The following is a 13948-nucleotide window of genomic DNA, read 5'->3' on the forward strand; positions in this document are numbered from 1 at the left end:
TATAGCGCCCTTCGGGCGCGTAATGATTGTGAACCTCCCCAAACGGCGTCATTCTTCGGAACCCCCCTTCAAGAGTTTGGCCAGCTTCTCAAGCGCGAGAACGACGCCGTGAAGTATCGCCTCTGGCCTCGGCGGACAGCCCGGAACGTAAACATCCACCGGAATCACATTGCTCAGCGGTGCGTTGGTGAAGGGGCTCTCGTAGAACACGCTTCCGCCCGTTGGGCACGAGCCGACTGCTATAACTATCTTCGGCTCTGGGGTCTGCTCGTAGACGAGCTTGACCCTCTCAAGGCTTTGATTGGTTACGGGCCCTGTTACGAGGAGTATGTCCGCATGTCTCGGACTGCCGACGAGCTTGACTCCGAAGCGCTCCGCGTCGTAGCGTGGCGTTAGCGCGGCTATGATTTCGATGTCACAGCCGTTGCACGAGCCCGTGTTCACGTGGAAGACCCAGGGAGATTTTCCGATGTAACGGCACAGCTGGGCGATTCTTTTCTCGAGCCTCTCGCGCTCCGATGAGTTTGAGTTGTTGGCGGGAACTTTGATGCTCACTCTCAATCACCCCCTATGAGCCCTTGCCTTCGCAAGCGCTCGCGGAAGTTTTGGGGTCTCCCCAAGCGCTCCAATCGTGATTGGGTTTCTTTTATCTCGTTCAAACCCACGCATGAGCATCATTTTCCTTCACCCCCAGATGAGCAATACCCCCATCACGAAGGCCGTAACGATGACGAGGTAGCTCACGTAGTCGGTCAGCAGTCCGGTGTGGTCGGCCTTGAGGATGGTGAAGAAGCGCTTGAGGGCATAGGTCAGCCCCCACATAACGTTTCTTCCCGTGTAGTGGCCCTCCAGGTGCTCGAAGCCCGGAATAACCTTCTCTGGGTCCTCACCGCTGATGAATATCTTCGTCCCGTCGCCGACTTCCTTCGTTCCCATTCCGCTCCTCTTCGCCCACTGGTCGAGGAGGTAAGCCAAGATGAGCCCGACGATGAAAACGAGGACGAAGTAAAGTGCATCCCAGTAGCCGAACATCTTCACGCACCTCCCAGGACCGCGCTTATGTACGCCAGCTGGTTCTCAAGGGCTTTAACTGCAGGAATCATGACCTTGTCGCTTATCTGCCAGGGGAAGAGTCCCATGACGACTATCGCGACCGCGAGGATTATTATCGGCCAGAGCATGCTTCCCTCTGGGTCTCTGGCCTTCATGACCCTCTCGTTCGGCCTGCCGAAGAAGGTGTAGAGCACCTTGACGTATGCTGCCGTACAGAATGCCGTTCCGATTATCGCTATCGCACCGAGTATCGGGTTGAATATGGCTGAACTCTCGTAGATGAGCCACTTGCTCGCGAAGCCGTTGAGCGGAGGCATTCCTATTATCGCGGCCGCTCCGATGAGGAAGGCGAAAGTTGTCTTCGGCATGGTCTTAGCTAAGCCGCTCAGCTCGTTGAGGTCCCTCGTGCCGAGCTGGTGAATCACGACGCCAGCAATCAGGAAGAGGAGGGCCTTCATGAGCGCGTGGTTGAAGGTGTGGTAAATCGCTCCCGCCATCGCTATCTCGCCGGTCTGGCTTCCATAAGCGGCTAAGCCGATTCCAAGGCCGAGGAGGATGTAGCCTATCTGGCCGACCGAGGAGTAGGCTAAGAGACGCTTCATGTCGTTCTGGACTACCGCCATCGCGTTGCCGACTATGAGGGTTATGCAGGCGAAGATTATGATGACCCAGCCGACGGTTTTCATGCTGACGCTGTGTCCGTAGATGCTGAAGAGTATCCTGGTTAAAGCGTAGATTCCGCCTATCTTTATGACGAGACCCGAGAGCATCGCGCTTATCGAGCTCGGCGCGGCCGGGTGCGCGTCTGCCAGCCACATGTGGACCGGAGAGGCACCGCTCTTGAAGAGGAGTCCCGTGATGAAGAGAGCTAACGCGACCTTCGCCGTGACCGTCGGGTTCTGGGCGAGCTTAACTGCCAGATAGCTCATCGTCAGCGTTCCGTACTGGCCGTAAAGGAGCGCTATGCCGAGTAAGATGAACGAACTCGCTATCGAGCCGACGAACATGTACTTGATGCCGGCTTCAATGCCCTCCCAGGTGTCGTTCCTAAAGGCCACCAGCGCGTAGCTTGCTATGCTCATGATTTCAAGGAAGACGTAGAAGTTGAAGAGGTCGCCGGTTATCGCTATGCCCAGCATTCCGAGCTCGAGGATTATGATGAGGGTGTAGTACTTGTCGAGGCCGGTGTCGTGCTTCATGTAGCCGAGGGAGTAAACCACCGCGAGGAAGCCCACGAGCGTTACCATTAGAACCATTATCGCGCCGAAGAGGTCGACCTCCCAGACTATCCTTATCGGGAAGCTGACGCCCTGTCCGAGCGGGCTCTTGGCTCCGAGGGTGTAGACGATTATGCTCTTGTTCTCCCAGACCGAGTAGAAGAGCGCCGAGCCCACCGCTAAGGTGGCGCCGGTGATTATGACGGCCCACGCCTCCCTCGCCTTCCTGCCGATGAGGTTCACTATCGGCATCGAGAACGCTCCGAAGAGCGGGATGATTATGAGGTAGGGAAGTATCTCGTGCCCGTTCATCCCCTCAACCTCCTTAGAGCTCTCACGTCAAGGGTTCCGTAGTGGCGGTAGGCGTTTATCGTGAGCGCGACCGCGAGCGAGAGGACACAGACGCCGATGACTATGCTCGTGAGGACTAAGGCCTGTGGAAGCGGGCCGACCATCGGGCTCTTCAGCGTCTCGTAGCCGGTGTAAATCGGCGCGGTCGGGATTTCGTTGAGCTCTATGCGGTAGCCGAGGCTTATGAGGAGCAGGTGTATTCCGGAGTCTATGATGTCCAGGGCAAGAATCAGCTTGATGAGGTTCCTCTTCGCGAGGAAGGCATAAACTCCGAGGACTATGAGCAGGAATGCCGTGATGAACTGGAACTGAATCATGACTTCCACCTCCTGTACATGGCTATGGCCGTAAGCGCGCTGACGAGGCCGGTGAAGACCTTAAGGCCAACGGCGAGGTTCATTATCGGCAGGAATCCGGCGGAGAGAAGCGTTCCGGGCTTTCCGTTGAAGAACGGGCCGTTGTGCCAGAGCGTGTTGTAGAAGAACGCCACGCTCATGCCGAGCATCGCGGCACCGAGGAAGACGAGACCGCCGATGCCTTCAAGGGCTGAGTACAGGCTCTTGTTGTAGTGCTTCTTCATCTCGTCGAGGCCGAAGGAGACGAGGAACAGTATTCCCGCACCGGCTATCGTCGCTCCTCCCTGGAAGCCACCTCCCGGTGTCAGGTGACCGTGCATGACGATGTAGGCTCCGAAGATGCCTATGAGCGGGATTATGGCCCTCGCCGAGGTCCTGACGATGAGCCCCATATCGCTACCGCACCTCGGCCTCATTTCTCATCCCTCCTCCAGGGCCTCAGAAGAGCAATCGCGCCGGCTATGGCCGTGAACAGGACGGTCGCCTCTCCAATCGTATCGTACCCACGGTAATCGAACACTATGTCGGTGACTATGTTCATACCGCCGACTTCCTGGACACCGTGCTGGATGTAGTAGTTATCGGTGTAGCGGAGTGTTAGCCACTCCTTTCCCCCTGGCCCGAAGACGAGGCCGTAGTTGGGGTTGGCTATGTAGAGTAGAACCCCGAGGATGAAGAGCAGTGACAGGTAAGCGATGGTTCTCTTCACGGTTCCACCTCCCACCGGTCGGTCTTGGCTATGCCGTAAACCACAACCGCCGTAACCACGCCGGCTCCAACCGCTGCCTCGGCTATCGCAACGTCCGGCGCGTGGAGCATGTAGAACTCAAGGCTGAGTAGCAAGCTCATCGCCGCGGACATGAGTGCAGCGGCGAGCAGGTCCCTAAAGCGAATCGTGAGGTAAGCCGTGATGAGGACGCCGATTAGTATTATCGCCTGAATCGTCATGTCAATGGTGATGGGCTTCATTCCTCCTCACCCCCGAGCTTCTCCTCGTAGGCGTCAACGACCGCTTTAGCCGGCTTGTAACCGCTCAGGTGCGCGGCTTTCGCTATTGCATGCGCTCCGACGGGGTTCGTGAGGAGGAGCGCTATCAACGCGACGAGGCTGTGGAGGGCCATCTGGAGGTACTTGGGGTCGCCGGTGACGTGAAGCCTGTAGAGGGCGTGGGTTACAACGGCCAGAACGGCAAATATCGTTCCGAAGGTCGTGCACTTGGTAGCTCCGTGAAGTCTGGTATAAACGTCCGGGAAGCGGTGGAGGGCTATGCTCCCGAGCATGTTGAACGTCACGCTGACGGCGAGGAAGGCGTAAACCAAGTAATCAACCGAGCTCATTCCAATCCCCCCTGAAGGTATCTCGCGATTATGAGCGTTCCTATGTAACTCAGGAATGCGTAGACGATGGCTATGTCGATGTAGATTGTCCTGTCGTAGGCCGCTCCGAGGAGAACCATTAACGCGACCACTATGGTGTTGAGCGTGTCCACCCCAACGACCCTGTCTGGGACAGTTGGTCCTATCATCGCCCGTAGAACGCAGATTAGTCCCCCGATTGCTATTATCACGGCGGCGTAGAAGAACTCCGGGGCAATCATCTTCCCAACCTCCTCGCCCACTTCTCGAAGGGCCCGGAAACGGGCTCGGAGTTCTGGGGCCTCTCAAGACCTTCGGGGATGTTAATCCAATGGACGTAGAGTGCTTTCTCCTCCGGGATTGCGTCTATGGTGAGTGTTCCGGGGGTGAGGGTTATTGAGTTCGCTAGAATCGTGTACTGGGCGTCGTTTTCGAGGTCGACTGGAACCCTGACTATTCCGGGCCTTATCTTCCCTGTTATGACCCTGTAGGCAACGTCGAGGTTTGCCTTCACCATGCCCCAGAAGAGAACGGGTGCGTAGGCTATCCCCAGAACCCACTTTTTGGGGTTCAGGAAACGCGTTGCCTTATCGCCAACTATGTCTTTCGTGGTGTATCCGACGATAACGGCAAATATCAGCCCCGCTATCAGCTCCTGCGTGTTCCAGAGCAGTCCCTTCGTTCCTGCCGTTAAGATGAGCCACAGGATATAGGCGAAGACGAACGCGACTAGGAAAGGCAAATTACCACCTCCAACGGAGTTTTCTTTTAGCTCTCGATTTTCAGTTCTTTATTTTACTTAAAACGCTTTTCCAAAGCTTATAATTGAAAACAAAGGTAGGGAACAGCTTGTTTTAAACCAAAGGTTAAATACCTTGACCGTCCCTTTCCATGGCTATAAGTTCTGCAACCTTTGCCCTCTTCTCCTCCCCGCCGTCGGGGCCGTAGTAGATGGCATTGGCGGGACACATCTCATTGCAGGCCGGCTTCAAACCCCCGGCCCTTCTCTCGGCGCACATGTCGCACTTGTAAACAACTTTAACGACCGGCTCGTAGCCTATCGCCCCGAACGGGCAGACCGAGAGGCACATCAGGCAACCTATGCACTTCTCCTCGTTGATTATCACGGCCCCGTCTTTATCGCGGGTGATGGCGTTTACTGGACATACCGCCATACAGGGTGCGTCGTCGCAGTGACGGCAGTTAATCGGGACGCCGACACCGTTGCTCGCGAAAACCACCCTTATGTTGGGCCTTCCGTCGTGAATGAAGTCGCACACTCCTTCACAGGTCTCGCAACCTATGCAGGCGTTGAAATCCACGAGGAGCTTCATGCTCTCACCTCCATCAGCCAGAGGTGCATGTCTCTTCCGGCGTAGAGGCCGTCTTTCGTTGCCCTGCCTACGAGTGAGGGACCCAGAACAACGTCTCCGGCCGCGAAGATTCCCTCCCTGCTCGTCATGTGCCTTGAATCCACGACGATTCTGCCCTTTCTGTCGGTCGCTATTCCGCAGTTCTCGCCGAAGGGTGGCGTCGGCGTCTGCCCTATCGCGAAGACGATGTAGTCCACGTCGACCGTGAACTCGCTTCCCTCTACCGGGACGGGCCTCCTCCTTCCGCTCTCGTCCGGCTCGCTGAGCTTCGTCCTTATGAGCTCCACCGCTTTGACCTTTCCGTTCTCGCCGATGATTCTCTTCGGCATCGTCAGCTCGAGCCACTCAACGCCCCTCTCACGGAGGAGGTTTATTTCGTAGCTTCCAGCTGGAGCTTCCCTTATCGTCCTGCGGTAGCTCATGTAGACCTTCTCTGCCCCCATCAGGAGGCTCTCCAAAGCGGCGTCGCAGGCAGTATGGCCGGCTCCGACGACCATTACCCTCCTGCCCTCTATCTCGGGCACCTCGCTCCAGTCCATGTGGCCGAGCTTGGCGCTCTTTATCCTGAAGAGGTACTCAAGGGCCTTGAAGACGCCTTCAAGCTCTGTTCCCGGAATGTCTGCCACCCAGGAGCGCCACGTTCCAGTTGCTATCAAAACGGCGTCGAAGTTCCTCACAAGCTCCTCAAAGTCAACGGTCTTCTCGACGAACTCGTCGCCCTCATCCTTCCTCCCACCGGAGACGACCTTGACTCCCGTGTGGAAAACGACGCCCATGCGCTCTGCAAGGTCCCTGTATCCGAGCCTGACCCTCTCCACGGGAATCCTGAACTCGGGAATCCCGAAGAGCATCAAGCCACCCGGCTCGGGCAGTTTGTCGTAGACGTGAACCTCGTGGCCCTTACAGGAGAGGTAGCCGGCCGCCGCCAAACCTGCGGGGCCGGCGCCTATTATCGCCACCCTCTTTCCGGTCAGTTCGGGCCTTTTGAGGCAGTGAAAGGCGAAGTTCATACCCTCCATACGGAACCCTCCAGGAGAATTTTTTCAACCGAAAAAGCTTTTCTGCACTCCCGACAGAGAAAAACCTCGTAGTAGCCTTTTCCTTTGGCCCATTCAACCTCCTTAACAGTGAAATTCATCAGCCTTCCGCAGTTCTCACAGCGCGCCAGCTCGAAGGTGACCGAACTCTCCCCGCTCTCGTGGTTTGGGAAGCCCTTCACCGCGTTTACCGGGCACACCTCAACGCAGAGCAGGTCACCGTCGCAGAGCCTCGGCTCGAAGGCTATCCGTCTAACCCCGTTTTCGTCCCTGTAGCTCAGGGCTCCGGTTTTGCAGGCCCTCACACAGGCGAGACAGCCTATGCACCTCTCCCAGTCAAAGACCGGGCGCATTCTCAGCCCTCCTGAGGGCGAGCCTCTCGGCGTAGGCCTTCCTTCTTCCCGCGGAGAATTCGTTGGGCTCGACGTAGCTCAAAGCCCCCGTCGGACAGGTCTGGACGCAGAGCGGGAGCTTCCCCTCGGCCCTTCTTTCGGGACAGAGGTCGCACTTCACCATGACCTTCCCGGCAATTTCCGGAATACCGAAGGGACAGGCCAGGAGGCACATGTCACAGCCTATGCACTTCTTGACGTCCACCATAACGGCCCCATCCTTGTCCCTGAAGAGCGCCCCGGTCGGACAGGCATCTATGCACGGCGCCTTCTCACAGTGGCGACAGTTCAGCGGAACGGCCGAGCTTTCAAACTCAAAAACGGTAATGAAGCTCCTTCCATGTTCTCTCTCGCAGGCAACCTCGCAGGCCCTGCAGGCTATGCACCTGCCTGGGTCGATTAGAATCCCGCTCAAGCTACCACCCCCTCGGCCTTCAGCCCCTCCAGAATCCGCCTCGCCTCGGCCTCTCCAACGGGCTTAACGCGGCAGGCGCAGGCTTTAGTGTCTGGAATCTTTGCAACGGGATCTAGGGCGTCGTTGGTCAGGACGTTGGCCCCCCAGTGCCAGGGAATCGCGACAACTCCGGGCTTCACAGCTTTGGTAACCTTCACCCTCGCGACGTATCTCCCGCGCCTCGTCTCTATGAGCGCCCAGCCGTTATCCTCAAGCCCGAAACGTCTTGCATCGCCCGGGTGGACCTCAAGGAACGGCTCCCTCCAGCGCTTCCTCAGGAGCTCGCTCCTCCCCGTCATCGTCAGCGTGTGGAAGTGCCCGACGTAGCGCGTCGTCGTCAGGATGAGCGGGTATTCCTCGTCGGGCGTTTCGGCCGGGGGTCTGTGCTCCACAGGGGTAAGGTGGGCCCTTCCGTCCGGCGTTAGGAAGCGCTCGGTGTAGAGCAGGGGCGTTCCCGGGTGTTCCTCGCTCGGACACGGCCAGTGGATTCCCGCCAGGTTGGCCTTGAGCCTCTTAGGCGTTATGCCCCTGTACTGGGGCGTGCAGGCGTTTATCTCCCTCAGAACGTCCTCCGCCGAGCGGTAGACGAAGCCCTTCGGCCCGCTTCCGGTGAAACCGAGGGCCTTTCCGACCTCGCCCACTATCCACCAGTCCGGCCTCGCCTCCCCCGGCGGTTCGATTGCCTTGAAGCTCCACTGCACGCGCCTCTCGGTGTTGGTTAGCGAGCCATCGTTCTCGAGCATCGAAGTTGCCGGCAGAACGATGTCCGCCAACCTCGCCGTCTCGGTCGGGAATATGTCCTGAACGACGAGGAACTCGAGCTTTCTAAGGGCCTTGACGGCGTTCTTTGAGTTTGCCTCGCTTATCACCGGGTTCTCGCCGACAATGTAGTAGGCCTTCAGCTTCCCCCTCAGGGCCTCGTGCGTCGCCTCAACCGTCGTAAGGCCGACCTCACCGCTCAGCTCAGTTCCCCAGAACTCCTCGAAGAACCTCCTCTTTTCCTCGTCTGTTACCGCCTGATAGCCGGGGAAGACGTTCGGGAGAACGCCGAGGTCGCAGGCTCCCTGGACGTTGTTCTGGCCGCGCATTGGAGAGGCTCCGTTTCCCGGTTTCCCTATGTGGCCGGTGATTGCTATAAGCGTCGCAACTGCCCTGACGTTGTCGTAGCCGTGAACCGACTGGGTTAGCCCCATTGCCCAGGTAACCACCGCGTTCTCGGCTCTCGCAAAGGTAACCGCCGCCTCCTCTATCAGCTCCGCGGGGACACCGGTTATCTCCTCGACCCTCTCGGGCGTATACTCCTCGACGGTCTTCTTCAGCTCCGCAAAGCCAACGGTTCTCTTCTCAACGAACTCCTTGTCGTAGAGGCCATGCTTTATGATGACGTGCATCAGGCCGTTGGCGAGTGCTATGTCCGTTCCTGGGTAAAGCTGGAGGAAGATGTCGGAGAACCACGCAGTTTTTGTAAACCTCGGGTCGACGACGATGACCTTCGCGCCCCTCTCCTTCGCCTTGATGACGTAGCGGAAGCCGACGGGGTGGGTTTCGGCGTAGTTGTGGCCCCAAATCATTATCACGTCCGCCCTCTCGATGTCGCGGTAGGTGTTCGTCATCGCCCCCGCTCCGAAAACAGCTTTCAGTCCGGCAACGGTCGAGGAGTGGCATAGGCGGGCGCAGTGGTCGATGTTGTTGGTCCCGAGCATTCTGGCCAGCTTTTGAATGAGGTAGTTCGGCTCGTTGTAGGTCTTTGCCGAGCCGAAGAACATAAGTTGATTCGGGTCGTCTTTAGCTATCTCCCTCAGCCTCTTGGCGACCTCCCGGATGGCTTCATCCCAGCTCACCTCGACGAACTTACCTTCTTCCTTCGCCTTGAGGGGTTTCCTGAGCCTGTCCTTCGAGAGCAAATCGAGGACGGCGTTGCCCTTTGGACAGAGGCTTCCGTTCTCGTTGGGGATGCCAGGTATGTCATCAGCGTAATCCAGCCTGTAACCGCTCGGCGTCCGCTCGATGTAGAGCCGACAGCCGACGCCACAGTAGGGGCACACGATGGGGACCTTCACATTATCACCCCGAGAATTTTTAGCATTTGCACAAACCACCTTGGTCGTAGATGCTTAAAACAGTTGTCTAACGCTTTGGTTTTGAACAAGGGTTGTTAATCTCCCTCAATGGACTTAAATGTTCGTTAACGTTTATGCAAAGCTTTATATACCCTCGAACCTACTTCCCAATGGGACTCTTCTCGGAGTCTTTCGAGAGGGTTCCAGAAATGTGTAGGTTGTGTTGTGAATGTACGGAGATAGATATGGATATGGAAGGGACTATGGAAGCGAGGCCCCCGTTAAGGTTGGAGAGCGCTACAAGGTCAAGATTGAGAGCCTTGGAAAGGGCGGCGATGGAATCGCCAAGATTCAGGGCTTCGTGATATTCGTCCCGAACACCCAGGTCGGAGACGAGGTTGAGATTGTGATTAACTCCGTTAAGAGGAAGTTCGCCTTCGCCTCGGTCATCGAGTGATTCTTTTCCCTTTTCCTCTTATCCTTGTATGCCCTTTATGATTGTCTTCTAAAGTTTAAAGCGTAAGCCTGAGTCTTTTTGTCTTGAGTTGAACGTATTCCTTTTTGCTACTTCAGATGAAAATATTTGATTACAATGTACATTAAGGAAAATTTTATAAAGATTAACACGTGATATTATAACGAAAACTTTGCATATGGGGGACTCCATAATGTGGAGGAAACTTTTGGGTTTGCTGATGGGTTGCTGATTTTGGGTTCTATCGGGGGAGTAGTCAGTGCCGCTAAGCCGGAGACAAGGGTGAGTGACTCCAGTCCATACTACCAATATGACCATTTCGTGGGCAAAGTTGGGGTTGCTTCTACATATCTCCCGAAGGTAGCGGTGATTAATCAAGATGGTGTCGTGACACTCCCGCAGGTCTTTTTCCTAAGGGTGAAACTTGGTAGCGGGTGGAAAAGTGGATGGAATCATTATTATTTCCCTGTAAGCAGTGGTCACTGGATTTCAGTGAGAGTCACTAAGCCATCATCTGACACCTATGTAGGTGTGGTGTCAGGAAGAAACGGGATTTTTGTCGTTGATGCCGGTATGGGCACTCGGACTTAGAGAATACATATGCGGAGTTCTTCAAAAAGGCTGTGGATAAATTGGCTGAACTCTTGGGACTACCAAGCTTTGCAGATCTTGTATCAAGTCTGGGTAAGAGTGAGAAAAATAGCTACACCATCAAGACCTCTGGGGATGTAGCTTTCGATGTTAGTAAAATAACCATTAACTTCTACGGAGACTCTAGATTTAGGGGTACCGATTATGGCATGGGGGTAACGTGGATTATAACAAATCCCGAGGAGGGGGATTATAAATTTGAAATAAGCGGCGGCGCGACATTATACGTTGCGGAGTACTCCCATAACAGCGTTCCAATCTTCCCTGAAGGAAAAAGTGTTGGTCCCACTTCGGTTCTTGGAAAAACAACAAGAATCGCCCGTATAACTGTGAAGACAAGAGTCTACTATGCCAATCCGGGCAGGATTGAAGGGGGATAATCATGAAAACGAAGGTCCTCTTCCTTCTTTTTCTGGTGGTTTTCGGGTTCTTAGCCTACTCAAAGTATATTCAACACGAGAGGACAGTAAGGGAGAAAGTAGAGCTCAACAACACCCTTAACCTGGTTCAAACGGAACTTGAGAAGTTTAAGCTGAGCTACGATTCCACTCATTGGGCGTATCTGAATCAAAAGGTGGATGACGAAGACGTTGAACGTGCCATTGAGCGGGTTCTGGAGCTTAGGGAGATGCTTCTCAAGCTAAATGCCTCAGATGATGAAATAAAAGACATCAATGTCTGCCTTAACGAGACCTATTCGTATCAACACAGGGGTCAGTTTTACGCTGCCCTCACAGAGGGCAGGAGCTGTGCAATACTCGCCGCTGACTACTTGGGCTCAACCCTTGTACTCTCAAACCGTACGGAGTTCCTTGAGTACATCCGTGGACAATTTCAAAGCGTGGAAGCATTACAGAACAAAACGGCCGAAAAGTGGAAACAAACGTTGGGAAGAGGGATTAACTTCACGGACTACCTTATAACAGGCTTTGTGGTGGAGGACAATCTCATCAAGGCTGAGATTTTCCTGAACCAATCCCGCGACTTTCTGAAAAAGCTTGCTGAGATACCTAACCCTACAGCGCCCCAAGAGTTTGAGAACATGAGCATACTCGGAAGTTGGGTGGTGGCTTACTTGGAGTTCGCTAGGAGCTTTTTGACGGACTCGGAGGCTCTCATGAACCACTTAACCCCTGGCACCTACAGTCCCACCGGGCTTAGAGATAACGTGCACACGCTCGTGGGTAATCTCTCAAGGGTTGATGTCCCGTGCGAATTCGAGGAAACAATGCTAAAGGTGGCGTGTGACTGGAAGGATTACCACAAAAAGCGGGGGCTCCTAGGAGTTGAGAAAGGCTATTATTCAGCCGCCATTTACCACCTGCTGTACGCAATCGCGATAGACGAGCATCTCGACGAGTTTGAGGCCCTCAATTCAACTTTTGCCACCCTGAAAACTCCAGCGGAGAAAGTCAGGATGGTTCTTCGCCTGAGGCATGAGGCCTTGGAGTCAATTAATGCCTGCCATCGGGACCCACTAACGTCTCTCTACATTCGGGACGCCGTGGGATGGTACTTTAAGCACGGTGACGCGGTCTTGGAGTCCATGATAAAACTGCGCACGGAGGACCCAACGCTTCAGCCCATCTACAACTACGAGATGGCAAAAATTATAGCTAAAACGATGTGTCCTTACGTCTCAGGGTGTTACTAAACATACTGACCTCCCCCTGATTATTCCAACGCGAGTTCTCACTTCTGAACCATACATTTTTTAAGGCCGTTCTTAGAGCGCCCACCGATGGTTAAAGTTCACGTCGAGAGCTACGGTTGCTCAAGGAACAAGGCAGACGGCGAGATAATGGAGGCCCTTCTTCTGAAAGCGGGCCACGAGTTAGTCGAGACTCCGGAGCGGGCCGCTTACGTCGTCGTCAACACCTGCGCGGTTAAAGACCCGACCGAGCTCAAGATGGCGAAAAGAATTAAGGAGCTCCTCGGTTCCGGGAAGAGGGTAATCGTTACCGGCTGTCTCGTCCACGTCAACCCCGATGTAATAGACCCGCGTGTCTCCGGAATCTTGGGGGTTAAGAGCATAGACAGAATCGCTGAAGCAATTGACGTTGCCGAGCGCGGTGGGAAGCTCGTAAGTGTTGAGGGCTGGCGCGAGAGGAACCCTGACAAGCTCGAACTCCCGCGCCTCTGGAAGCCCGGCGTTGCCTTCGTCGTCCCGATAAGCGAGGGTTGCCTTAATGCATGCACATACTGCGCGACGCGCTTCGCAAGGGGGGTCCTCAAGAGTTACAAGCCTGAACTTGTCCTCAAGTGGGTGAAGGAAGCCCTAGCGAGGGGTTACAGGGAGATTATTCTATCGAGCGAGGACACCGGTTGCTACGGCTTCGACATCGGGACGAACTTGGCTGAGCTCCTCGACGAGATAACGGCCATCGAAGGGGAGTTTCGAGTTAGGGTCGGCATGATGAACCCCAACCACGTTCTCAAGTTCCTCGACGAGCTGATTGACGCCTATCGGGACGAGAAGGTTTACCGCTTCCTCCACCTGCCTGTCCAGAGCGGCGATAACGAAGTTCTTAGACGGATGGGGAGAACCTACACCGTTGAGGAGTTCGAGGAGATAGTTCGTGCCTTCAGGAAGGAGATTCCGGACTTGAACCTCAACACCGACATCATAGTTGGCTTCCCGGGGGAGACCGATGAGGCCTTCCGGAACACGGTCGAGCTTGTAAAGCGGATTAAGCCGGACAAGATTAACGTCTCCCGCTACTCAGCGAGGCCTGGAACTATAGCGGCAAGGTGGAAGCAGTTGCCGGGCTGGCTCGTCAAGGAGCGATCGAGGCTTTTGCACCGCCTGAGGCTTCAGATATCCTACGAGATAAACAGGGCCTACGTCGGCAGGACCGTTGAGGTTCTCGTCCACGGTCCTGGCAAGAAGGGTGGGGTCGAGGGGAGAACATTCAACTACAAGGAGGTAATCCTCAATACTGGGGAGGCAGGAGAGTTCATTGAGGTCAAGGTCACTTGGGCCGGCTCCACTTACCTAAGGGGCGTTCCTGTGGAGGATTGAGTTTTCTTGACGTCTCTTTGGGGATTTCTCAAGAACTTTTGGTTTTAATTGTGTTCAATCTAATGCAGAAATCGAACCATTAAGGTTCATTTTAGAAAACTATTTATACCACCGTTTCCACATCTTTTGAGGGTTAAAACGGAGGTGGCTTG

Annotated in this window: 19 protein-coding genes; 4 read left to right on the top strand and 15 right to left on the bottom strand. The window is 55.1% G+C overall.

What is annotated here, in order from left to right:
• Positions 1-48: 48 nt before the first annotated feature.
• The 15 genes from ACYQ04_RS11110 to fdhF all read right to left on the bottom strand — a co-directional run bounded on the left by ACYQ04_RS11110 (position 49) and on the right by fdhF (position 9648).
• Positions 49-555, bottom strand: a complete 507-nt coding sequence (locus tag ACYQ04_RS11110; protein WP_460129555.1) for an NADH-quinone oxidoreductase subunit B family protein — start codon at positions 553-555, stop codon at positions 49-51.
• 129 nt (positions 556-684) lie between these two features.
• Entirely contained in the window at positions 685-1032 is a 348-nt protein-coding gene (mbhI, locus tag ACYQ04_RS11115; protein ID WP_460129557.1) for a membrane-bound hydrogenase complex subunit MbhI, read from the bottom strand.
• Positions 1033-1034: 2 nt separating this feature from the next.
• The gene (locus ACYQ04_RS11120; protein WP_460129559.1) at positions 1035-2582 is read right to left on the bottom strand and encodes a proton-conducting transporter transmembrane domain-containing protein; all 1548 of its coding nucleotides are present in this window, start codon (positions 2580-2582) and stop codon (positions 1035-1037) included.
• Complete coding sequence (locus tag ACYQ04_RS11125; protein ID WP_460129561.1) at positions 2579-2938, bottom strand: NADH-quinone oxidoreductase subunit K; 360 nt, start codon at positions 2936-2938, stop codon at positions 2579-2581. The genes ACYQ04_RS11120 and ACYQ04_RS11125 overlap by 4 nt, the downstream gene beginning before the upstream one ends.
• Positions 2935-3393, bottom strand: a complete 459-nt coding sequence (locus ACYQ04_RS11130; RefSeq protein ID WP_460129563.1) for a Na(+)/H(+) antiporter subunit B — start codon at positions 3391-3393, stop codon at positions 2935-2937. Before ACYQ04_RS11130 ends, ACYQ04_RS11125 begins: the two co-directional genes overlap by 4 nt.
• On the bottom strand, positions 3390-3686 hold the full coding sequence (gene mbhE / locus ACYQ04_RS11135) for a hydrogen gas-evolving membrane-bound hydrogenase subunit E (RefSeq protein WP_099209347.1): 297 nt from the start codon (positions 3684-3686) through the stop codon (positions 3390-3392). The genes ACYQ04_RS11130 and mbhE overlap by 4 nt, the downstream gene beginning before the upstream one ends.
• A complete protein-coding gene (locus ACYQ04_RS11140) occupies positions 3683-3946 on the bottom strand; it encodes a hydrogenase subunit MbhD domain-containing protein (RefSeq protein ID WP_460129566.1) in 264 nt (87 codons plus the stop codon). The genes mbhE and ACYQ04_RS11140 overlap by 4 nt, the downstream gene beginning before the upstream one ends.
• Entirely contained in the window at positions 3943-4314 is a 372-nt protein-coding gene (gene mnhG / locus ACYQ04_RS11145; protein ID WP_460129569.1) for a monovalent cation/H(+) antiporter subunit G, read from the bottom strand. Before mnhG ends, ACYQ04_RS11140 begins: the two co-directional genes overlap by 4 nt.
• Positions 4311-4574, bottom strand: a complete 264-nt coding sequence (locus ACYQ04_RS11150; RefSeq protein WP_099209345.1) for a cation:proton antiporter — start codon at positions 4572-4574, stop codon at positions 4311-4313. The genes mnhG and ACYQ04_RS11150 overlap by 4 nt, the downstream gene beginning before the upstream one ends.
• Positions 4571-5074, bottom strand: a complete 504-nt coding sequence (locus ACYQ04_RS11155; protein WP_099209344.1) for a monovalent cation/H+ antiporter subunit E — start codon at positions 5072-5074, stop codon at positions 4571-4573. Before ACYQ04_RS11155 ends, ACYQ04_RS11150 begins: the two co-directional genes overlap by 4 nt.
• 124 nt (positions 5075-5198) lie before the next feature.
• Positions 5199-5666 (bottom strand): 4Fe-4S dicluster domain-containing protein, encoded by a 468-nt coding sequence (locus tag ACYQ04_RS11160; RefSeq protein ID WP_460129572.1) that lies wholly within the window; start codon positions 5664-5666, stop codon positions 5199-5201.
• Positions 5663-6724, bottom strand: coding sequence for an FAD-dependent oxidoreductase (locus ACYQ04_RS11165; RefSeq protein ID WP_460129575.1), 1062 nt, complete (start codon positions 6722-6724; stop codon positions 5663-5665). The genes ACYQ04_RS11160 and ACYQ04_RS11165 overlap by 4 nt, the downstream gene beginning before the upstream one ends.
• The gene (locus ACYQ04_RS11170) at positions 6712-7095 is read right to left on the bottom strand and encodes a 4Fe-4S binding protein (protein ID WP_460129576.1); all 384 of its coding nucleotides are present in this window, start codon (positions 7093-7095) and stop codon (positions 6712-6714) included. Before ACYQ04_RS11170 ends, ACYQ04_RS11165 begins: the two co-directional genes overlap by 13 nt.
• Entirely contained in the window at positions 7079-7549 is a 471-nt protein-coding gene (locus ACYQ04_RS11175) for a 4Fe-4S dicluster domain-containing protein (RefSeq protein WP_460129578.1), read from the bottom strand. The genes ACYQ04_RS11170 and ACYQ04_RS11175 overlap by 17 nt, the downstream gene beginning before the upstream one ends.
• Positions 7546-9648 carry a formate dehydrogenase subunit alpha gene (fdhF, locus tag ACYQ04_RS11180; RefSeq protein ID WP_460129579.1) on the bottom strand — a complete coding sequence of 701 codons (2103 nt, stop codon included), beginning with the start codon at positions 9646-9648 and terminating at the stop codon, positions 7546-7548. Before fdhF ends, ACYQ04_RS11175 begins: the two co-directional genes overlap by 4 nt.
• A gap of 229 nt (positions 9649-9877) precedes the next feature.
• Between fdhF and ACYQ04_RS11185 the strand changes: the two genes are divergently transcribed.
• The 4 genes from ACYQ04_RS11185 to ACYQ04_RS11200 all read left to right on the top strand — a co-directional run bounded on the left by ACYQ04_RS11185 (position 9878) and on the right by ACYQ04_RS11200 (position 13796).
• Positions 9878-10105, top strand: coding sequence for a TRAM domain-containing RNA chaperone (locus ACYQ04_RS11185; RefSeq protein ID WP_099209339.1), 228 nt, complete (start codon positions 9878-9880; stop codon positions 10103-10105).
• 650 nt (positions 10106-10755) lie between these two features.
• Positions 10756-11154 (top strand): hypothetical protein, encoded by a 399-nt coding sequence (locus ACYQ04_RS11190; protein ID WP_460129581.1) that lies wholly within the window; start codon positions 10756-10758, stop codon positions 11152-11154.
• Positions 11155-11156: 2 nt separating this feature from the next.
• Entirely contained in the window at positions 11157-12428 is a 1272-nt protein-coding gene (locus ACYQ04_RS11195; protein ID WP_460129583.1) for a 1-deoxy-D-xylulose-5-phosphate synthase, read from the top strand.
• A gap of 87 nt (positions 12429-12515) precedes the next feature.
• The gene (locus tag ACYQ04_RS11200; protein ID WP_460129585.1) at positions 12516-13796 is read left to right on the top strand and encodes a tRNA (N(6)-L-threonylcarbamoyladenosine(37)-C(2))-methylthiotransferase; all 1281 of its coding nucleotides are present in this window, start codon (positions 12516-12518) and stop codon (positions 13794-13796) included.
• Positions 13797-13948 lie beyond the last annotated feature (152 nt).

It is taken from the genome of Thermococcus prieurii (genome assembly GCF_054657655.1).